The organism is Pseudarthrobacter sp. NPDC058329 (assembly GCF_042879835.1).
In the GTDB taxonomy this organism is placed as follows: domain Bacteria; phylum Actinomycetota; class Actinomycetes; order Actinomycetales; family Micrococcaceae; genus Arthrobacter.
In genome coordinates this window covers 96421-117027 of sequence record NZ_JBHVZR010000002.1, presented here as the reverse complement: position 1 = coordinate 117027, position 20607 = coordinate 96421, and the positions used below count along the sequence as shown (strand labels likewise).

General features: G+C 63.9%; 16 protein-coding genes and 1 pseudogene. 7 read left to right on the top strand and 10 right to left on the bottom strand.

Annotated elements, in window-relative coordinates; translation table 11 throughout:
* Positions 1-39: 39 nt before the first annotated feature.
* From ACFVYC_RS04970 to ACFVYC_RS04960, 3 genes and pseudogenes are all read right to left on the bottom strand, one after another.
* Complete coding sequence (locus ACFVYC_RS04970; RefSeq protein ID WP_387547388.1) at positions 40-930, bottom strand: carbohydrate ABC transporter permease; 891 nt, start codon at positions 928-930, stop codon at positions 40-42.
* The gene (locus tag ACFVYC_RS04965; protein ID WP_387547386.1) at positions 927-1865 is read right to left on the bottom strand and encodes a carbohydrate ABC transporter permease; all 939 of its coding nucleotides are present in this window, start codon (positions 1863-1865) and stop codon (positions 927-929) included. Before ACFVYC_RS04965 ends, ACFVYC_RS04970 begins: the two co-directional genes overlap by 4 nt.
* A gap of 37 nt (positions 1866-1902) precedes the next feature.
* Positions 1903-3181: pseudogene (locus ACFVYC_RS04960) on the bottom strand (ABC transporter substrate-binding protein).
* A gap of 90 nt (positions 3182-3271) precedes the next feature.
* On the opposite strand from ACFVYC_RS04960, the gene ACFVYC_RS04955 reads away from it, so the two are divergent.
* Positions 3272-4477, top strand: a complete 1206-nt coding sequence (locus ACFVYC_RS04955; RefSeq protein WP_387547383.1) for an ROK family protein — start codon at positions 3272-3274, stop codon at positions 4475-4477.
* Between the two features lie 81 nt (positions 4478-4558).
* Here ACFVYC_RS04955 and ACFVYC_RS04950 read toward each other — a convergent pair whose 3' ends face one another.
* Both ACFVYC_RS04950 and ACFVYC_RS04945 read right to left on the bottom strand, forming a co-directional pair.
* The gene (locus ACFVYC_RS04950) at positions 4559-5599 is read right to left on the bottom strand and encodes a hemolysin family protein (protein ID WP_387547380.1); all 1041 of its coding nucleotides are present in this window, start codon (positions 5597-5599) and stop codon (positions 4559-4561) included.
* On the bottom strand, positions 5592-6953 hold the full coding sequence (locus tag ACFVYC_RS04945; protein WP_387547377.1) for a hemolysin family protein: 1362 nt from the start codon (positions 6951-6953) through the stop codon (positions 5592-5594). The genes ACFVYC_RS04950 and ACFVYC_RS04945 overlap by 8 nt, the downstream gene beginning before the upstream one ends.
* A gap of 275 nt (positions 6954-7228) precedes the next feature.
* Here ACFVYC_RS04945 and rlmN point away from each other — a divergent pair, with 275 nt between their 5' ends.
* Positions 7229-8470, top strand: a complete 1242-nt coding sequence (gene rlmN / locus ACFVYC_RS04940; RefSeq protein ID WP_387547374.1) for a 23S rRNA (adenine(2503)-C(2))-methyltransferase RlmN — start codon at positions 7229-7231, stop codon at positions 8468-8470.
* Positions 8471-8484: 14 nt separating this feature from the next.
* On the opposite strand, the gene ACFVYC_RS04935 is transcribed toward rlmN, so the two are convergent.
* From ACFVYC_RS04935 to ACFVYC_RS04920, 4 genes are all read right to left on the bottom strand, one after another.
* Positions 8485-10485: a pectinesterase family protein gene (locus ACFVYC_RS04935; RefSeq protein WP_387547371.1), complete on the bottom strand. Its 2001-nt coding sequence runs from the start codon at positions 10483-10485 to the stop codon at positions 8485-8487.
* Positions 10486-10578: 93 nt separating this feature from the next.
* On the bottom strand, positions 10579-11475 hold the full coding sequence (locus tag ACFVYC_RS04930) for a carbohydrate ABC transporter permease (protein WP_387547368.1): 897 nt from the start codon (positions 11473-11475) through the stop codon (positions 10579-10581).
* Positions 11476-11484: 9 nt separating this feature from the next.
* Entirely contained in the window at positions 11485-12438 is a 954-nt protein-coding gene (locus tag ACFVYC_RS04925; protein ID WP_387547367.1) for a carbohydrate ABC transporter permease, read from the bottom strand.
* Between the two features lie 47 nt (positions 12439-12485).
* A complete protein-coding gene (locus ACFVYC_RS04920) occupies positions 12486-13790 on the bottom strand; it encodes an ABC transporter substrate-binding protein (protein ID WP_387547364.1) in 1305 nt (434 codons plus the stop codon).
* Between the two features lie 247 nt (positions 13791-14037).
* On the opposite strand from ACFVYC_RS04920, the gene ACFVYC_RS04915 reads away from it, so the two are divergent.
* The 5 genes from ACFVYC_RS04915 to ACFVYC_RS04895 are packed head-to-tail and all read left to right on the top strand — an operon-like array spanning position 14038 to position 19434.
* On the top strand, positions 14038-15003 hold the full coding sequence (locus ACFVYC_RS04915) for a PmoA family protein (RefSeq protein ID WP_387547362.1): 966 nt from the start codon (positions 14038-14040) through the stop codon (positions 15001-15003).
* A complete protein-coding gene (locus ACFVYC_RS04910) occupies positions 15000-16577 on the top strand; it encodes a family 43 glycosylhydrolase (protein ID WP_387547360.1) in 1578 nt (525 codons plus the stop codon). Before ACFVYC_RS04915 ends, ACFVYC_RS04910 begins: the two co-directional genes overlap by 4 nt.
* Before the next feature lie 17 nt (positions 16578-16594).
* The gene (locus tag ACFVYC_RS04905) at positions 16595-17629 is read left to right on the top strand and encodes a LacI family DNA-binding transcriptional regulator (protein ID WP_387547357.1); all 1035 of its coding nucleotides are present in this window, start codon (positions 16595-16597) and stop codon (positions 17627-17629) included.
* Positions 17630-17635: 6 nt separating this feature from the next.
* Positions 17636-18334, top strand: coding sequence for a ThuA domain-containing protein (locus ACFVYC_RS04900; RefSeq protein WP_387547354.1), 699 nt, complete (start codon positions 17636-17638; stop codon positions 18332-18334).
* Complete coding sequence (locus tag ACFVYC_RS04895) at positions 18319-19434, top strand: Gfo/Idh/MocA family protein (protein WP_387547351.1); 1116 nt, start codon at positions 18319-18321, stop codon at positions 19432-19434. The genes ACFVYC_RS04900 and ACFVYC_RS04895 overlap by 16 nt, the downstream gene beginning before the upstream one ends.
* 916 nt (positions 19435-20350) lie before the next feature.
* Here the strand turns inward: ACFVYC_RS04895 and ACFVYC_RS04890 are convergent.
* The gene (locus ACFVYC_RS04890; RefSeq protein ID WP_387547348.1) at positions 20351-20560 is read right to left on the bottom strand and encodes a hypothetical protein; all 210 of its coding nucleotides are present in this window, start codon (positions 20558-20560) and stop codon (positions 20351-20353) included.
* Positions 20561-20607 lie beyond the last annotated feature (47 nt).

The window sequence follows — 20607 nt, the reverse complement described above, 5'->3', positions numbered from 1 at the left end:
CCTTTACTTTTTTCTGAGTGGTCGGGTTTGCGGCTGCAATCACTTGACGGCGCCTTGGGTCAGGCCGGCCATTACCCAGCGCTGGGTAAACAGGTAGACGATGATCGCGGGCGCCATCGCCATCAGGTACGAGGCGAAAGCAACGTTGTAGCTGTTGCTGAACTGTGTCTGGAAGATCTTCTGCAACACCGGGATTGTCTGTAGTTCCGGGTCGGAGATGATGAGTGACGGCATCATGAAGTCGTTCCATGAGGCGATGAATGCGAAGATCCCCACCGTAGCGCTCATGGGTCCGAGCAAGGGGAAGATGAGCTTCCAAAACACCTGCCACGTGCCGGCACCGTCAATGCGCATGCTTTCCTCCAGTTCCAGCGGGATGGAGCGAAGGAACGCGGTAAACAGCATCGTGTTGAACGCCAGGGCAAACACGATGTGCAGGATCGCGACGCCGAGCGGGTTGTCCAGACCAACGAGGCCGGTGAGCTGGATCTGCGGCAGCGCCACCACGGGGAACGGGATGAACATCGCCGCGAGCAGGTAGAAGAACGACCAGCGGAAGAGCCGGCGGTCCCAGTTGCGGACGATCGCATAAGCCGCCAGTGCCGACACTATGATTTCTCCCGCCACTGCGGTTACGGACACAAACACCGAGATCGCGAAGCCACGGGGAAAGTTCGTGAGCGTCCAGGCCTGGACGAAACTGTCGAAGTTAAGGGGGCTCGGCAGCGAGAAGGCGTTGCCATCCACCGCTTGGCCGGTGGTCTTGAACGCCATGCTGAGGGTGACGTACAGCGGGACGAGCACGCTGAGCGTGCAGACGATCAGGACGATGGTGGCCGGCCAGTTGCTGCGCTCCCGGCCGGTGCGGACCTGTTGGATTTTCCGGTCGGCCACGGGTTCTGCCGGGATGGTGCTGGGTGCGCTGCTCATGCTGCGATCCCTCCTTTGCCACGTGTGAAGCGAAGCTGGATGAGTGCGATGACGATGCTGATGAGGAAAAAGATCACGGCATTGGCCATCTGGTACGCATAGTCGCCGCCCTCGAAGCCACGGAAGATCGACATCGCGACGCTGCGTGTGGCGACGCCGGGGCCGCCGTCGGTGAGGCCGACGATGATGTCGTAGGCGTTGAGGTAGTTCTTGAAGCCGAGGACCATGTTGATCACGGCATACCCGGCGACGAGTGGCAGGGTGATGTGCCGCAGGTTGTGCCAGGGCGTTGCCCCGTCGATGGAGCTTGCCTCGTAAACCTCGGCGGGGACCGTGAGGAGCCCGGCGATGTAGATCAGCATCGCACTCGGAATCGACTGCCACGCCGCGACGAAGACAATCGCCAGCCACGCGAGATCGGGGTTGGCGAGGATGCTTGTCGCCAGCGGTTGGATTCCCAGGCTTTGGCCTACCAGGGGCAGCGAGTTCGAGAAAAGGTATTGGAAGACGAATGCGATGACGATGCCCGAGATCACCATCGGGATCACGAATACCGTGCGCAGTGCAGCGCGGAAGCGGACACGGGACGTGAGTCCCAGGGCCAGAAGGAAGGCCACTGCGTTGACGAGGATGACAGTCACGAGCGCAAAGGCGAGGGTGAAGCCGTAGGCGCTGAGGACTCCTTCATCCTGGAAGACCGCGATGAAGTTTCGGATGCCAATGAAGTCGAACTCACCGAAGCCCACGGAGTTCGTGAAGCTGTAGACGAACCCAAGTACGGCCGGCAGCGTGACGGCGAGCGTGAAAATCGCCAGTGAGGGGAAGAGGAAAAAGTAGTAGAGCGGATCGATGCGGCTTTTGCGTGCACTTGTCGCTCTGGTCGCTGCCGGGGCCGTCACCACCGCTCTGGTGGAAGGCTTTGTCGTCGATGACATGGTGGTCCTCGTTTCGTGCATTAGGTCGGAATTTTGATCACGCACGGAAAGCCAAGCGTGCCCAGTCGGCGTCCATTCGGCGCAACGTGCTCTCAGCGTCGGCGCCACCGACGATCGACTGAAGGTAGTTGGCGGCGGGAATCGAGTTCGGAATGAACTGCGAGGCACCCATGTAGAAGCGGCCGTCGTCGTAGTACTTCTGCATCTCAACGATTCGTGGGTCTGTGACCGCCGGTGCGTCCTTGCTCGTGCCGAATCCCAGGAAGTCGGCGTTGTAGGAGTTCTGGATCTCCGGCTGCATGAGGTACTGAAGGAAGGCGCGGGCACCCTTCTGTCCGTTCGCGACTTCGGGAACCCAGAGTGAAAGGTCGATGTTGACGCGAACTTTCAGATCGGCGGGATCACTGGTCATCGGCAGCGGGAAGGTGCCGAGGTCCACATCCGTGCCGGCCTTTTCGATCTCTCCGAAGGCCCATGGTCCCTGGAAGTACATTGCTGCCTGGCCCTGTGCCATGGCGGTGTTACCGTCTCCGTAGCCGCGGCTCGACGCATCGGCGTTGACGTACGTGGTCAGCTGGACCATGCGCTTCACCGGCTCGAGCAACGTCTTCTGGAACGACACTTCGGAATCCGGTCCAACCTTGTCGCCAACCTTGTGCATTGACTTGTAGAAGTCGCGCACGTTGACCATGCCGCCCACGGTGTAATCGAACAGGCCCTGCGCGATGGTCCAGGGGTCGCGGAAAGTGCCGTAGATCGGAGTGATGCCAGCTGCCTTGAGCACCTCGCATACGTTGATCAGTTCATCCCAGGTGGAAGGAACGGCCAGGCCGTTCTGCTCAAAGATGCGGCGGTTGTAGATCACCGAGGCGGCCATGACCGAGTAGGGGATGACGCTCGTACGGCCCGGGTAGGTGGGGTACCAGTTCGTAAGGTCGAGAACGTCGTCCCGGATTGACGCTGCTGCCGGCAGGTCGGAAAGGTCCGCGAGTGCCCCGCGCTCCATGAACCGAGCCATCTCAAGGTTGTAGTTGAGGCAGCCGAGATCCGGCGGACTGCTGCGCACAAAGCTGGCAGAAAGATTTGTCGCCATATCGTGCAGAACACGGAACTGGTCCTGCGAGGCGGTGAACTTAGCCGCAAGATCGCGGAAGTACGGTACGGCTTCCGGCTTTGACTGGTGGAACGTGACGGTGGGACGTGCACCTCCCGGGGGCACACCCGGCCAGGCCGACGGCGGCCAGTGCGCCCCCGGCAGTGGCGAGGAAAGTGCGCCGGGAGACTGGCGTCCCGGCGGACGTCAAAGGTGGCAACATCGGCTCCTAAGGGGTCTCACTTCGAGTTTATTTGGATCTTATATTTAGGTCCTATACGAGGATGGGGGATCTTGGCGATATCGTCAAGGGATGAACGAAACCACCGCGAGCTCAACGCAGCTGTTGCGGCAGATCAACTCCGGTGCGTTGCTGCGCTTCGCTCTTCAGGAGCAGGTGTTCACAGCGGGAGAAGCCATGGGGGCGACTGGGCTGACGCGCGCGACGGTGCTCGGCGTCTGCGACGGGCTGGTAGCCGTTGGCTGGCTGGAGGAAGTGGAGGGCAGTCCCGCTGTCAGCCGTACGCACAAAGGCCGGCCGGCACGCCGGTACCAATTGCGTGAGGCTGCCGGTGTTGTTGTTGGGCTGGACGCGGGGGAGGGCTACTTCACCACCCTCGTCACGGATCTGCGCGGCCGCGAGTTGGGTACGCGTCGCCAGGGCGTTGACTCGCACGCTCTGGGTCGGGCCGGTCGCGGAGCAACCGCGCGGGAGCTGATCCGCCTCACCCTCCATGGCATCGGACTCGACCTCGACGACGTCTTACTCACGGTAGTCGGCGTTCCCGCGCCGATCGACGCTCACGGCAGGTCACCTGAAGGAGAGTTCTGGCACCTGATGAATTCAGGTTTCGCCTCACACCTTCACGGCGTGGTCGTCGTCGAAAATGACGCCAACCTTGCCGCTGTTGCAGAACGCGCCCACGAGCCATCAGCTAACCAGGCGACGCTGTTGACAGGCGAGCGGTTCGGTGCGGGCCTGATCGTTGATGGGCGCCTGTTGCGGGGGCCGCGGGGCGGCGCCGGCGAGATGCGATTCATCGACACGCTTGCCGCCGGCAAGTTGGTGCCCGACGAAGGGGGCTCAGACGGATTCGGAGCGCTGGCACGGAAGTGGGCCCGCTCGCGCATCCACTCCTACGGCGGAGAAACGGTGCTGCGCCAAATGCCCGAGGGGGAGATCAACGCTGAGGACGTGTTCCGGGCAGCCCGGGAGGGGGATCCGTTCGCGGCGGACATCATCGCCCGGCTCGGTGCCCGGCTGGCGCGGATTGCGGTGGTGCTCTCCAGCCTCCTGGACATCGAGCGTGTAGTTATCGCAGGCGGGATTTCACGCGCAATCGAACCCGTCCTCGAACACGCGCGCACCCTGCTGACCGCCGATTCCGATCTGCCGCTCCCGGAACTCGTTGCGAGCACCTTCGGAGCAGAGGTGGTGGTCAAAGGGGCTATTGAGTCCGCGCTGACACAGGTCAGGCGCGAACCTGCAGCGTTCCTCCCCCGGGCCGCCCGCTCATAGGGCTGGTCCCGGCCCATGACAGGAAGGGCACCGCTCCATGTGGAGCGGTGCCCTTCCCTTTTCTGCCAGCCAGGCGGCGTGTCAGTGGCTGGTGGCGTCCTGGACTTGGCCGACGAGCTCTTCGATGATGTCTTCCAGGAACAGAATCCCGGTGGTGTTGCCCTGGGCATCAAAGACCCGCGCCACATGGGCGCCCGTCCGTCGCATGGTGGCCAGCGCGTCCTCCAGCTCCGATCCGCTGAAAGCGGAGGCAAGACGACGGATCCGCTTGGCCGGCACTGGCCGTGCGAACTTTTCCGGTGTGACGAGGTCCATCACATCCTTGAGGTGCAGGTAGCCGGACGGGACGCCGTCGTCATCAGTGAGGATGTAGCGGGAGTACCCGTGCTCGGCCACGGCCCGCTGGATGTCCGCCGGCGTGGCTGAGGCCGGCAGCAGCACCATCCCGCTGATGGGCACCTCAACGTCCGCCACGGTCTTGGCCGTGAACTCGAAAGCTGCCGTCAGTGTGCCGCTGGTGTCCGTCAACATGCCGTCGCGGGTGGACTGCTCCACGATGTTGGCCACCTCGTCCAGGGTGTAGGCGCTGGTGGCCTCATCCTTTGGCTCCACCCTGAACAGCCGCAGGATCGAATTTGCGATCCCGTTGAGGGTCCAGATCACTGGCTTGAACACCCGGGCCACCATCACCAGCGGCGGGGCCAAAATCAACGCCGCGCGGGTGGGTACGGAGAAGGAGATGTTCTTGGGGACCATCTCGCCCAGGACCACGTGCAGGAAGGTCACCAGCAGCAGTGCTGCGACAAAAGCGATGACGCCGATTGCCTCGACGGACAGGGAAGTCAGGCCCAGCGGAATCTCCAGCAGATGGTGGATGGCGGGTTCGGAGACGTTCAGGATCACCAATGAACACACTGTGATTCCCAGCTGGCTGGTGGCCAGCATCAGCGTTGCGTGCTCCATGGCCCACAGTGTTGTTTTGGCGGCCTTGTTTCCGGCCTCGGCCTTCGGCTCGATCTGCGAGCGGCGTGCGGAAATGACGGCGAACTCGGCACCAACGAAGAACGCGTTGACCACGAGCAGGACCACCAGCCAGATGATGCCGGGAAGGTATTCACTCATGGGTCAGCTCCTGCGTGAGGTTGTGGACGAGGCGGTCATGGGCGCTTGCCGGTGTTTCCTGGGAATCGTCCGGCGTGAAGCGGAGGCGCTCCAGGCGCATGCCCATCACCCGTTCAACCCGCAGGGTGCCGCCGTCCATCGGTACCTCGTCGCCGAGTTCGGGGATGCGGTCCAGCTGGTCCGTGACGAAGCCGGCGATGGTGTCGTACTCATCGCCGTCCGGAACTGATATGCCCGTCCGGTCCAGCAGTTCGTCCGGCCGCAGGGACGCGTCGAACGTGATGGACCGGCCGACCCGAACCACGCCGACGCGGGCCCGGTCGTGTTCATCCTCCAGTTCGCCCACAATCTCTTCCACGAGATCCTCGAGCGTGACGATCCCGGCGGTTCCGCCATGTTCGTCAGACACAATCGCCACCTGAAGTCCCTGCTTTCGCAGCAGCACCAGCAGCGAATCGACCCCCATGGACTCAGGCACCCGCAGGGGCTCGATCATCAGATCGGCGGCCGCTACGGTTTCCCGATCCTCCAGTGCCACAGCGAAAGCCTGCTTGACGTGCAGAACTCCCAGGACGTCGTCGCGGTCTTCTCCGATGACCGGAAACCGCGAGTAGCCGGTGGACCTGGCCAGGGCAAGGATCTGTTCCGCAGTGTCATCGTCATTGACGGCCGTCATCCGCACGCGTGGAGTCATAACGTCCGCGGCAGAGTGCTCGGAGAAGCGCAGTGTGCGGTGCAGCAGGACAGCGTGGTCGGCGTCGAGGACGCCTTCCAGCGCCGAACGCCGTACGAGCGAGCTGAGTTCCTCGGCGCTGCGAGCGCCGGAAAGTTCCTCTTTGGGTTCGATGCCGAAGAACCGGATAATCGCGTTCGCGGTGTTGTTGAACAGCAGGATCACCGGCTTGAATACGGCGGTGAAGAGGGCCTGAAAAGGGACCACCACCTTCGCCGTGGCCAGCGGAAGCGCCAGGGCGAAGTTTTTAGGCACCAGCTCACCAATAACCATCGAGAAGATGGTGGCCAGGAAGATACCGACAATTGCGCCCACCGCAGGCACGGCGCCCTCCGGAAGGCCGGTGGCGATCAGCGGTCCGCGGAGCATGGAGCTGATGGCCGGCTCGAACGTGTAGCCCGTAAGCAGCGTGGTCAGCGTGATGCCGAGCTGGGCGCCGGAGAGGTGGGTCGAGGTGATCTTGAGGGCCTTGATCGTGGGCCCGAGGCGCTTTTCCCCGCGCGCCTGGCGGGCTTCAAGTTCGCTGCGGTCCAGATTGACCAGCGCAAACTCGGAAGCAACAAAGAAACCGGTACCGACCGTGAGGACAAGGCCGGTGCCGAGCATAATCCATTCATTCATTCGGGCGCCCCTCTCCCGTGGTGGCCGGCGAACCGGTCAAAAGGTGGAGGGGCCTGGGCATATGTGAAGGAGGGTCATCCATAATGCCCTTAACCCTAGCGGTCGGCTCCATTTCCTTCCGGTCAGTACGCTCACAGCAGACCGCAAAATACAAGTCACGCACGCGGGCCGGACGACTGGCCGTCCATGGAACTTTTCGGTTCCGCCGGTAAGCCGTGCAAGGCCTGATTCGGTGCGCAAATCAACGTTTTGCCCGGCATGGGACAATGAAAAGGATGACTTCCCCCACCAATTCCTCAAAGACTCCCGTCCGCGCCCGTCCAGAAGGCGATGGGGCCGCCGGGAGTGCCCGCCCGCAGGTCCGCCCGACCGCAGAGGGCTGGGAGCAGGCGCGTACCGTCGAGGGCCGGCCGCTCCTCCAGTTCGCGTCCCCGCGGGTAAAGCAGCCGCCGACGCATCTGGCCGACCTGACCCTGGCCGAGCGCGCCGAAAAGCTGAAGGAGCTCGGCGTCCCCACGTTCCGGGCCAAGCAGCTTTCCACTCACTACTTCCAGCACTGGACCACAGATCCGGAGGCCATGAGCGACCTGCCCAAGGCCGGCCGTGAGGAGCTCGTCTCCCAGATGTTCCCGCCGCTGCTCACCGAGGTCCGCCGCCTCCGCACCGACAACGGGGACACCATCAAGTTCCTCTGGCGGCTCTTCGACGGGGCGCTGGTGGAGTCCGTGCTGATGCGGTACCCCGGCCGCATCACCCTCTGTGTCTCCTCGCAGGCCGGCTGCGGGATGAACTGCCCGTTCTGCGCCACCGGACAGGCCGGGCTGACCCGCAACATGTCCACCGCTGAAATCGTTGACCAGGTGGTTGCTGCGAACCGCGCCATAGCGGCCGGCGAGCTGGGGGAGAACGAGCACGACGCCGAGCGGGTCACCAACATCGTCTTTATGGGCATGGGCGAGCCGCTGGCCAACTACAAACGTGTGATGGCAGCCCTCCACCGCTTCGTGGACCCCTCGCCCGAGGGCCTGGGCATGTCCGCCCGGAACATCACGGTCTCCACCGTGGGCCTCGTCCCCGCCATCCGGAAGCTTGCGGAGGAGGAACTGCCGGTCACCTTCGCGCTGTCCCTGCACGCTCCCGACGACGAGCTCCGCGACGAGCTGATCCCGGTCAACAACCGCTGGAAGGTGGATGAGGCACTCGATGCGGCCTACAACTACTACCGCAAGACAGGCCGCCGGGTCAGCATCGAGTACGCGCTGATCAAGGACATGAACGACCACCCCTGGCGCGCGGACCTGCTGGCGAAGAAGCTCAACCAGCGCGGCCGCGGCTGGGTGCACGTGAACCCGATCCCGCTCAACCCCACCCCGGGTTCCATCTGGACCGCCTCAGACAAACCGGTGGCGCAGGAGTTCATCGAGCGGCTCCGCGCGGCCGGGGTGCCCTGCACCCTTCGGGACACCCGCGGCAAGGAAATCGATGGGGCCTGCGGCCAGCTCGCCGCCGCGGACTAAGGGACGCGCGGCGCTCAGCCACGTCCTTCCGGGGTCCAGTCACCGAGGAAGGTTTCCTTGGTGAACCGGGCTGCGTCGTCCGGGTTGAGCTGGGGGTGGAACTCATTGACATAGGCGCCTGGGCCACGGTTGTTGTACTCCGCGAACCGGCCCTCCGTCCAGGCGTGGCCGCTCATGTCGGACCAGCCGCGGACTGCGATGTGGCTGCCCAGGACTGAATCCCGAATCACGGCCATGGGGTGGGCGTCCGGATCGCTGCTGGCGAACCAGGGGCGGCCGAGGCTGACGGTGCCCGGCGCGGCGTCGGAGGTGAGGGTGCTGTTGACGATCAGGATGCCGTAGGGGTTGGAGTTCTTGGTGCTCGGTGCTACGATGTAGCCGTTGTTGGTCTCGCTGCCGCGGGTCAGGGAGTGGATGGTGCAGCCGTCCAGCACTGCGGTGCCGCGGCCGTAGATGAAGTCCACGTCGCCTTCGATGTAGCAGTCCTTGAGGTACGTGCGGGCGGTGGCGTCGCGGCCGGTGGTGTCCGCAAGGTACGTGTCCTGGTTGCCCAGGAAGCGGGTGCGGTCGAACGTTACCCGGTCTGCAACGGTGCGGACCGCCTGCGCTTGGCTGCCTCCGTTGGCGGCTTCGTCGTAGGCGTTCTCCACCGTGAGGTTCCGGACGGTGGTTCCCTCGGCGAGGACGTTGAGGGTGGCGCTGCCGCCCGCGCCCCAGGTGCCGCCGAAGAACTTCACGCCGTTGGCCGGCAGGTCGTAGCTGATGACGACGTCGGCCGGGTTGGCTGTTGCGCCCTGGATGGTGAGGTTGGGGCGGTCCGCCCAGATGTTTACCGATTCCCGGTAGGTGCCGGGCTTGACGGTGATGGTGCGGGGGAGCGTGCTGCCGCTGGGGATGGAGCCGATGGCCGCCTGGAGGCTGCCGAAATCGCCGGTGCCGTCCAGGGCGACGGTGATGTTGGTGGTTTTGTTCGGGGCGTTGTTCTCCCGCGGTCCTGCGCCGGCGGCCACAATTTCGGGAACGCGGGCGGCGTCGTCCTTCTGGTATGCGTAGTTTTGTGCCGGGTCAAAGGCTGCACCTACGTTGTCCCTGCGTCCCCTGGTGCCGTTGAAGACGTTGTCCCGGTTGACCACTTCGGTGCCGGGATCCTTGGCGACGATCGGGTCCTGGACGGTGCTGAAATTGTTGCCTTCCAGGACCACCTTGGCGGCGTTGCGGCCCATCATGCCGTACTGCCCGATGTCCTGCAGGTAGTTGTTGTAGACATGTGCAGCGGCCGTGTTGTCCAGGCTGAAGTTCCGCTGCGTGGTGTTGCGGATCCAGTTATGGTGGATGGTCATCCTGGTGACGGCGTTGGAGGTCCAGCCGACGCCCAGCGCCTTATTGTTGTCCGCGAACACGTTCCAGGAATACGTGACCAGGTCCGAATCCTTGCGGGTGTCGATCAGGCCGTCGCCCATACGCTGGATCTTCATGTGGTCAACCCACACGTGGTGGGTGGTGTCCAGCTGGATCCCGTCCCTGTCATTCTCGGGGCTCTTACCGTCCCAGTCGCCGGGGATGTAAGAATCGCGGATGGTGAAGTTCCGGAAGATGACGTTGGAGACGTTGATGAGCTTGAAGCCGGCATTCACCACCTCGGCGCCGGCACCCGCGCCGATGAAGCTCTTGTTGGCGGCGACCGGGATCTTGACGTAGTCCTGGGCTTTCAGGCTGCCTCGGATGAAGATCACCAGGGGTTCGGTGGCCCCCGCGTAATCCTTCAGTTCCTGGATTGTGGAGGCGGTGACGATCCTGCCGGCCTGGCCGCCGGTGGTTCCGGCCAGCCCGTAGCCGGGCAGGGCCGCGAAACCGTCCGGGGTTTGCTTCCACCACGACTCGGGGGTAGCCCCGGCATCCATGCCGGCCCTGACTGTTGGGGTATTCAGGGGAACAGCGTTCGCGGCCGGGATCGCGGTGATGCTTCCCAGCATCACGACGGCGGTGGCCGCGCCGAGCAGGCTTCGCAAACTCATGAAAAACTCCTTTGTTTTGTGCCCGGGCAGCCTCCAGCCAGGACGTGTTCATGGAAGGGATGTTCAGCGATGCGTGCGAAGAAGGGCACGGGCCTACTTGAGGCCCGTGGTGGCGATGCCGTTGATGAGGTATTTCTGGCCGGCAATGAAGAAGCCGATGATGGGCGCGATGGACACCACGGACATGGCGAACATGGGCCCCCACATGCTCTGGCCCTCGGAGTCCATAAAGGCCCGCAGTGCCAGCGGAACGGTGTAGAGGTCCTGGTTCTGGATATAGAGCAGGGGGCCGAAGAACTCGTTCCAGGTGGAGATGAAAGTGAAGATGGCAGTGGTGGCCATCGCCGGAACACACAGCGGCAGGATGACCCGCAGGAATGTCCGGAAGGGGCCGCACCCGTCGATCTGCGCGGCGTCGTCGAGCTCCTTGGGCAGCGCCTTCATGAACTGGACCATCAAAAAGATAAAGAACGCGTTGGTTGCCATGAAGTTGGGAACAATGAGCGGCAGGTAGGTGTCCAGCCAGCCCAGCTGCGAGAAGATGATGTACTGCGGCACCAGGAGCACATGCCCGGGGAGCATCAGTGTTCCGAGCATCAGTGCGAAGAAGAGCTTACGGCCCGTGAATTCCATCCGTGCGAAGGCGTAGGCCGCCAGGGCGCAGGAGAAGATGTTGCCCACGATCGAGAACACCACCACGATCATGGAGTTGATCAGGTACACGTGGAACGGCTGGTTCAGAGCGGTCCAGCCCTGGGCATAGTTGCTGAAGTCCCAGTTTTCGGGCCAGAGCCCCAGTTGCCGGAAGATGTCGTTGCTGGGCTTGAAGGAACTGGAGACCAGCCAGAGCAGCGGGTACAGCATCACCAGGCCCACCAGGCACAGGATAAGGTGCCGGGAGAATCGGGTGCCCGGGGTGCCTGTTAACGTATCCTCTGCGGGCGCTTCCTTCTTTTGCTTGTTCTTCAGGGTTTGTTCGAGGAGAGCCATAGCGGTGCCTTAATTGTCGTAGAAGACCCAGAACTTGGATGCGATGAAGTTGATGGCTGTGAAGAGCGCAATGATCATCAGGAGCAGCCATGCCATGGCGGAGGCGTAACCCATCTCGAACTCCGTGAAGCCCTTCTGGTACAGGTACAGGTTGTAGAACAGGGTGGAATCGGCTGGTCCGCCGGTGCCGCCGCTCATCACATAGCCCTGGGTGAAGGTCTGGAAGGACCCGATCAGCTGCATGATGAGGTTGAAGAAGATGATGGGACTGATCAGGGGCAAGGTGATGCTGCGGAACTGGCGCCATCTGGACGCGCCGTCAATGGAGGCCGCCTCGTAGTACATGGCGGGCACCTGCCGGAGCCCGGCCAGGAAAATCACCATGGGGGAGCCGAAGGTCCACACGTTCAGGACAATCAGGGTGCTCAGGGCAAATTCAGGGTCGGTGACCCAGGCCGGCCCCTGGATGCCGAACCAGCCCAGGAATCCGTTGACAATTCCGTCGTTGCCGAAGATGTAGCGCCACAGCATCACGATCGCGACGCTTCCACCGAGCAGGGACGGCAGGTAGTACACCGAGCGGTAGATCGCCAGGCCCTGCAGGCCGCGGTTCAGCACCAGGGCTATCAGCAGGGCCACTGCCAGCGAGATGGGAACCGACACGAAGGTGTAGATGAACGTGACTTTGAGGGACTGCAGGAGGCGCGGGTCCTCGAACATGGCCTGGAAGTTGGCCAGGCCTACAAAGTTCGGCTCCGTGAAGAGGTTGTAGTCCGTAAACGCCAGGTAGAGGGAGGCGAAGAAGGGGATGATGGTGAACAGCATGCCGATGAACCACGGCAGCAGGAAGAGGTAGCCCGAACGCTGGTTCCTGCGCCGGGAGGAGGCCCGCTTCGGCTTGCCGTGCCCCGGCGCTGCGAGGGTGGCGGCAGCGCCGGAGGCTTGCTTGGTCAGCACTGACATGGTGTCAGGCTCCTATCTGCTTGGCTGGGTATCTGAGCGCGGGGCTGCTACTTGTTGATGGCGGCATTGCTCTTCTCGAGGAAGGTCTTTGCTGCGTCTGCCGGGGTGATGCGGCCAAATTCCACTTCGGTGCCGAGCTGTTTGAGAGTGTCCGCCACCACGCTGGCGCCCTTGGGGTAGACATAGGCCGGCGGCAGATCGTCCTTCTGGATGTCAGCCACCATCTCGACGAACTTGGTGTCGTCCGGGCCGAGCTTGGACAGGATGGCCTCGGTCACGTCCGGGTTGATGGGCACACCCCGCTGGGTGAGGGTCTGGGCGGCGCCGTCGACGTCGTTGATCAGGAAGTTCAGCAGCTTTGCGGCTTCCTTGGGGTGCTTGGACTTCGCGGCAACCGACCAGAGCATGCTGGGATCGGCGGAGTAGCCGCGGCGCTTTTCGGTAGTCTCACCGGGCATACGCAGCAGTACCAGGTTCCCGCCGGAGGCCTCGTTGTACCCCTTGAAGTTGTTGATGGGAATGATCTGGGACGCGACCGTTCCCTTGGCGAGGTACGACTGAGCAGGCGAACCGCCGATCTGCTCAAAGAAGCCGGCAGGCGGGTAGCCGCCGGCCTGGCGCAGGTCCACGCTGTACTGGAACCAGTCGCGGATGGTTTCCTCGCTCACGCCCAGCTTGTTGTCCTTGGTGTAGAAATCCTCGCCGCGCTGCCGGGCGAACAGGATGGGGCCCGTTTCTGTGGCGACGTCGTAGCCCGCACCGTAGATTTTTCCGCCGGTCTTCTGTGACACCTCGGTGGCGAATGCGGCGTAGTCCTCCCAGCTCCAGGTCTTGTCATCCGGGATGGTGACACCGGCCTGGTCCGTGATGGTCTTGTTCACCACCATGCCGATGAGGTTGACGCCGGTGGCCAGGCCGTACAGTTTGCCGTCCACCTCGCCGCGGCTCTGGATGGTTCCGGGAATGTTGGCCAGATCGATCTCCGGCAGCGTCTTCAGGTCGGCAAGGGTGCCGCGCTGGGCGTATTCCAGCAGGGTCCGGTTGGCCATGTTCAGGACGTCGGGGGGATTGCCGCCGGCGAACCGGGTTGCCAGCTTGTCCGCATACGGCCCGCTGTCCTGGTATTCGCTCTTGACCGTGATCCCCGGGTTCTTCTCTTCGAAGATCTTGATGGCGGCGTCCGTCATTTTGGCGCGGTTGGAGTCACCCCAGTAGACGAAGTTCAGTTCCACGTTGCCGCCGGCCGAGGGTGTGGACGCTCCGCCGCAGCCGCTCAGGGCCAGTCCTGCCGCGGTGACTGCCGCTCCCAGGATGATTCTGCGCGGGATGCGGGTGTTCGCTGTCTTCTTCATTGAATGACGCCTCTCTAGGGATGTGCGGTCTTGCTCCCAGCGGCATGGATGCCGGCCGGAAGTCAGGAAACTTTCTGGAGCGAACTGCGGTCTCCAATCCACGGCATGGATTCGGCCCGCAACTTTCAGAAAAAGTGAGTAAACGATTTCTAGCAACAAATCACTGTGACTGTCAACACAATTTTTTGCAGTGAGCGGGCAAAAGTACTCCAGAAACTTTCTGGAGTACTTGCCGAAGATTTCTGTCATGGCTATGCTGATCCCCACATCCCCGGCATTCAACCAACCAGGAGGTCTTGTGGTCACCCACGCAATCCCGGCGGAAGCCCCCGGCGGCCTGGCGGACTCCCGGCGGCAGCTTGCGAACCACGTCACCACCCTGCGGCAGCCTGCCGCCAGTTCGCCCCGCCCCTTCCTCCATCCGGTGCGCTCCCTGGCCGGTGCAACCGTGACTGAGGCCGCGCCTGGTGACCATCCGCATCACCTGGGCCTGTCCATTGCCTTCTCCGACGTCAACGGAACCAACTTCTGGGGCGGGTCCACCTTCACCGCCGCCACCGGACCCAGGCTTCTGGCCAACCACGGCAGGCAAGTTCCCCGGGACTGGCGAACCTCCGTGGCCGGGGGCATCGTGACCGAAGAGGGCCGGGTCTCCTGGCGGTCAAAGGATGATGACGAGCTCGCCGTTGAACAGCGGCGCATCGAGCGCCTCCCCCACCCTGGGGCCGGAAGCTGGAGCCTTTCGCTGGCTTCGGTGATTGTCCCGGCAGCCGGCGTGCAGCGTTTTGAGGTGTCGTCATCGGCCGTGAAAGGCCGCGCGGGCGCCGGCTATGGCGGCATTTTCTGGCGCTTCCCCACGGGGAGCGGGGAGCCGCTGCTTCTGTCCGACGCCGGCAGCGGCGCCGATGCCGCCCATGGTTCGCCCTCGCCCTGGCTTTCGGTCAGCATGCGCATCGAGGGCTCACCAGTGAGCGTTGTCCTCGCCCAGGAACCCGGCCGGATGTTGCCGTGGTTCGTCCGCGCTGACGGTTACCTCGGCGCCGGGCCGGCAGTAGCCTGGGCCGAACCCGCCCTCGTGGATCGCCGCAACCCGCTGAAACTGGCCCTGCACGCCGTCATCCACGACGGACCCATTGCTACGGCAGCACATGCGCTTGAACTTCTGAACCAGCATCCCCTCATCAACCCCGGCTCTCCCGACAGGACATCATGACCACCCGGATCCCCACGCCTATTTACCGCAATCCAATCCTCAACGCAGACTGGCCGGACCCGGACGCCGTGCAGGTAAAGGGCATCTACTACCTCATCGCGTCCAGCTTCAACCGGGTACCGGGCCTTCCGGTGCTGCGCTCACGAAACCTGGTGGACTGGGAGCATGCAGGCCACGCGCTGGCCCAATTGCCCCCGGCAAACCACTATTCGCTGGTACGGCACGGCAGCGGGGTCTGGGCGCCCGCGCTGCGGCACCACAATGGACGCTTCTGGATTTTCTACCCCGATCCGGATCATGGCATCTTCGTGCTGAGCGCGGAAAAGGCAGAAGGCCCCTGGACCGCACCGCACCTTCTGTACCCCGGCCGGGGCCTCATCGATCCCTGCCCGCTGTGGGACGACGACGGCCAGGCCTACCTGGTGCACGGCTGGGCCCAAAGCAGGATCGGCGTCAAGAACCGCCTCACCGTCCACCGGATGGCACCGGATGCCAGCAGGCTCCTGGACAACGGCACCCATGTGATCAACGGTGCCGACCTGCCCGGTTACACCACGTTGGAGGGACCCAAGTTCTACAAGAGGGACGGCTGGTACTGGATTTTTGCGCCGGCCGGCGGCGTGGCCACCGGCTGGCAATCCGTGTTCCGCTCCCAGTCCCCGTTCGGGCCCTATGAAGAGCGGCGCGTCCTGGAGCAGGGGACCACGGACATCAACGGACCCCACCAGGGCGCCTGGGTCACCAGCCCGCGAGGCGAGGACTGGTTCCTGCATTTCCAGGACCGCGGGCCTTACGGCCGGGTGGTGCATTTGCAGCCCATGGGGTGGACCGAGGACGGCTGGCCCTGGATGGGGGAGCAAAATCCCGACGGCGGGGCGGGAACCCCCGTGCTGACCCACACCTACCCTTCGACTGCTGTGGCCCACAACGTGGCACCCCCCGCGGGCGATGATTTCTCTTCGCCCCGGCTGGGGCCGCAGTGGCACTGGCAGGCGAATCCGCAGGATGACTGGGCCCATCAGTGCGGGGGAGGGCACCTGGTCCTGAAGCCGAAGGCCAACGATCCCGTGAACCTGCGCGAGTTGCCCAACGTGCTGGGCCAAATCCTCCCGGGCACGCCGTCCACGTTCACCACCTCGCTGGAGTTGCAGGACGTTCCCGTGGGAACCCGGGCAGGGGTGGTGGTGCTGGGCCTGAAGTACGCATGGCTGGGCATTATCAGGACAGCCGAAGGCTATGTCCTGGGCGACGGTACCGGCGGAGAGGGGCCCCATGAGCAGCAGCTGGGCCGCAGCCTTGTTTTGGCGGGTCCCCGGATAGAACTGCAAATTCGCACCGACGGAACACCCCGGTCCACCTTCGCCTGGCGCTCCGGTCCCGGGGAACCGTGGGAGGTCCAGGGATGGAACTTCGAGGTGGTCAAGGGCCAGTGGATCGGTGCCGAACTGGGCCTTTTCGCCACGTCTCCACTGGGTTCGGAGGAAAGCGGAAATGTTATCGTGGGACCCGTACGCGTGGACGTTTCACCCGCTCGCCGCACATCTGTCCCGCAACTTGCCGCCGCAACCATATGACCCCGAGGACTGCCTCCGTGACCGCCACTCCGCGTCCCAAGATTGCTGACGTCGCGGCCATTGCAGGCGTCTCCGTGCCCACGGTGTCCAAGGTCCTCAACGGCCGCACGCACGTCTCGGACGCCACGCGCGCCAAAGTGCAGCAGGCCCTGGACGAGCTCGATTACTCCAAGCGCGCCGTGGCTCCTACCCAGCCGGGCGTCCTGCAATTGGTGGTCAACAACTTCGACTCACCCTGGGTCCTCGAAATCATGGCGGGCGTGGAAGCGGCAGCAGACCGCCTGGGATATGCGGTGGCGTATGCCCGGGCAGAGCATGCGACGCCGGAGCGCTGGCGCAAACTGCGGGAACCGTCAGTCAACAGGCTCGACGGCGTGCTGCTGCTCGCTCCGCGGAAGGGCTCTCGCCTGGTCACTACGCTGCGGACCCTCAAGATCCCGGCCGTGGCCATCGACCCGGAAGGGACCGAAGGCCTGGCAATCCCCAGCGTCAGCCCGGCGTCGTTCTCCGGAGCGCTTACCGCGGTTAGCCACCTGCTGGGCCAGGGCCACCGGCGGATCGGCATTATTACCGGCCGCAAGCACAGCCCCGGCCACGGCCGCGCCCGCTACGCCGCTTACGCCGCTGCCCTGCACGAGGCAGGCTTGCCCGTCCTTCCGCAGCTGGTGCGGGACGGCGACTTCAGCACCGCGTCCGGAATGCTGCTGGGCGGGGAACTGCTTGACCTGCCGCAGCCGCCCTCGGCAATTTTCACTGGCAGCGACCTGCAGGCCATGGGCGTCATGAACGCCGCCGCCAAGCGGTCGCTCCACGTGCCGGAGGACCTCAGCATCGTGGGGTTTGATGACATCCCCCAGGCTGCCCTGACCTCGCCGCCCCTGACGACCGTCCGCCAGCCGCTGGCGCAACTGGCATCCATGGCGGTGGGGATGTTGACCGAGCAGCAGGACGCACAGGCCCCCACGGCGCTGGAAGTTGCCACGGAGCTGGTGGTCCGGGAATCAACAGGGCGATGGACCGGGTCCCTTACGCCCGCCCAGGTCAACGGCTGACCCGGAATGACAGAACGAAAGATTGCCCTGGTGGTCCGGGGCGGCTGGGACGGACACCAGCCGTACGAGGCCACCGAACTTTTTATCCCCTACCTCAAAGACACCGGTTACGACGTCCGCATCGAGGAATCCCCTAAGGTGTACGCTGACGCCGGCTACATGGCAGGAGTGGACCTGATCCTGCAGTGCATGACCATGGCCACCATTGAAAAGGACGAGTTGGCCGGGCTGCGCACAGCCGTGGAGAACGGCACCGGCCTGGCGGGCTGGCACGGGGGAATCGCCGATTCCTACCGGAATAACGCCGGCTACCTGCACCTGATCGGCGGCCAGTTCGCCTGCCACCCGGGCAAGCATCCGGACGAGCGTACGGGCGAGCCGTCCGACAATTACGTGCCCCACACGGTCAATATGCTGCCCGCCGCGGCCGGGCACCCCATCACCAAGGGTCTCTCCGACTTCTGCCTTGTCACCGAGCAGTACTGGGTCCTCACTGATGACTACATCGACGTGCTTGCCACCACCACGCAGAAGGTCCGCGAGGGGGACCCGTGGAACCGCGAAGTCACCTCACCGGCCATCTGGACCCGCCAATGGGGCAACGGCCGCGTCTTCGTCGCCACGCCCGGCCACCGGGTGGAAATCCTTCAGGACACCAACGTCCGCACCATCATCGAAAGGGGTCTGCTGTGGGCAAGCCGTTGAAGGTAGGAATCGTTGGCTGCGGAGCAATCATCGGGCAGTACCTCGCGAGCTTCCGCAGGCTCAACCAGATTGAGCTGGTGGCGGTAGCGGACCTTGATGCCGCACGTGCCCGGGCGGTTGCCATTGACTACGCAGGGGTCCGTGCAGTCTCCGTTGAGGAACTCCTCGCCGCGGACGACGTGGAACTGATCCTGAACCTGACCATCCCTGCCGCCCACGCCGAGGTGGCGCTCAAGGCCATCGCCGCCGGCAAGAGCGTGTACGGCGAGAAACCCCTCGCCGCCACCACTGCCGAGGCCCGCCAGGTGCTGGACGCTGCACGGGCGGCAGGAGTCGCCGTCGGCTGCGCCCCGGACACCGTGCTGGGCACAGGCATCCAGACCGCCCGCAAGGCAATCGATGACGGGTTGATCGGCACGCCGATCTCCGCCTCCGCCACCATGGCCACACCGGGGCACGAGCGCTGGCACCCGAACCCGGATTTCTACTACCAGCCCGGCGGCGGCCCCCTCCTGGACATGGGTCCCTACTACGTAACGGCCCTCGTGACCCTGCTGGGGCCCGTCGTCTCGGTGCTTGGCGCAGCAAGCCACACCCGCGATGAACGCACCATCGGCTCAGGGCCACGCCAGGGTGAAAAGATCCCCGTTGACATCGATTCCCACGTCACCGGCGTGCTGGTCCATGCCGGCGGTGCGCTGTCCACCCTTTTGATGAGCTTCGACGCCGTCAAGTCCATGTCACCGAACATCGAGGTCCACGGTGAAAGGGGGTCCCTGGTGGTGCCGGATCCCAACCACTTCGACGGCGAGGTCCGGCTGTTTCCACTCGGCGCCGAGGCCTGGGAGACCGTTCCGGTGTCCGCCGGCTACGTTGATTCCGGACGCGGCTTCGGCATCGCGGACCTGGCCTCCACCCCGCCCGGCGCCGAGCCGCGCGCAGGAGGCGCCCTGGCCTACCACGTCCTTGACGTCCTGGAATCGGTGCTCGAATCAGCCCGAACCGGTTCGGCCGTACGCATCAACAGCACCGCTGAGCGGCCGAAAGCCGTGGACTGGACAGTCCTCACTGACGACGTGGGCGCACTGCTTGCCCAGTGAGCTTCCCCGGTTGCCCTCCTCGAGGTGGCCTGCTCGCTGCCGTCGACCAGGGGCGGCGGCTGGATCGTTCGACGGCGACGGCACCCTCAAGTGTGGGCGAGGTAGCCGCTGGGTCTGCCCAGGACGGCTTCGATCTGTCCAAAGGGGAGACCCTTGTATAACGAGTCTTTTGACCTGCCACCTCGGTCTCCCGAGCGGAAGTGTAAGGATGAAATTTAGGACCCTCTAAAGGGTGTGTCTGGAAACGGGCTATCAGGTCCTAATCTGACAGCTATGCGGGCCATAATCTGACGTCAGGTTGGGGTGTGCCGCAACCTGACAAACAGCGGCCGTGACCACCTCACCGGAACCCGCAGTTTCAGGATCGGTGATCCTGCCTACGCTGACACCGCCTGTGTCGAGTAGTAGGTTGTTTTGCCAAATTTCGACGCCCCGGGCGATGAGGGTGGTGACCTTAGCACCCACCTCCGCATGGCGGGTGCTGCCTTCGACGCTGAACCTGGGTTGTCGTAGGGGAAGCACAACAGCATGATTGTGCGCTGGTGTCCATAAAGGCTGTTGCCGACTAGCCGGGAGTCTAGCTCCTGTAGACGTGGGACCCTTCGCAGTGAAGGAACCTGCAGCGCCCCTTGCCGTTGTCCTGGATGATCCAAAGGACTGCGCCGTCGGGAGCAAGCATGTCAATTTGTCCAGAGCGACTGTCTGGTCTGGTTGAAGAATCCTAATCTTGTCGCCGCGGGAGGATTGACCAGTTTGTTATGGGTTCGCGGCCGTGGTCGGGTATGTGCGGCCCCGATGGTCAGGGAAAGTTTTTTCATGTAATTCCATGTGCATGGTTGCGGGAATGAGTGGGCCATGAATAGGTGGATGACCAGCGGCGGGCTGTGCGAGGAGTGAGGCCCGCCGCCGGTGGTTGTTACCAACGAGGAGCGGCGGGTTTCTGCCAGTCCGGCTGGAAGCGACGCATGGCGGCGACATCGTCACGGACTCGCATCTCCGGCATGTCCATCCAGCGCTGGTGAAGCTTTTCGACGGAGTCCTCGTCCAGTTCCACGCCAAGTCCGGGGGCGTCTGGAACGGTGAGTGCGCCGTCCACGAAGGTGTGTGGGTTGGTGATGATATTCACTCTCCGGGGATCCACACAACCGTCGGCTCTGGCGGGTCGGCGTCCTG